1 protein-coding gene is annotated in these 233 nt (G+C 70.4%); it reads right to left on the bottom strand.

What is annotated here, in order from left to right; translation table 11 throughout:
- A partial coding sequence (locus ACKX14_RS16515; protein WP_422449524.1) for a hypothetical protein occupies positions 1 to 233 on the bottom strand: 233 nt, incomplete at both ends.

Raw genomic sequence — 233 nt, 5'->3', positions numbered from 1 at the left:
CGGCGTCCAGCCGCGGGTCGATCGGCGCGAGCGGGCCGCCGACGGAGTGTTCGGCAAGCCGGTACTGGGTGAGCGCGCTGATGAACTCGACCTGGGCGCGCACCATCGCCAGATGCAATGGGCGCAGGTAGCCGACGAACCGGTCACCTTCCCGGTCCCAGATCACCGCGTCGTCCGGATCGGTCGGCAGCCTCTCCCACGGGGTCGTCCTACGCCGTCCGGACTCCATTGCG

It is taken from the genome of Thermorhabdus hydrogeniformans (assembly GCF_049310025.1).
In the GTDB taxonomy this organism is placed as follows: Bacteria; Bacillota; Thermosediminibacteria; order Thermosediminibacterales; family Tepidanaerobacteraceae; genus JBJYKD01.
This window is presented reverse-complemented; position numbering and strand designations above follow the sequence as displayed.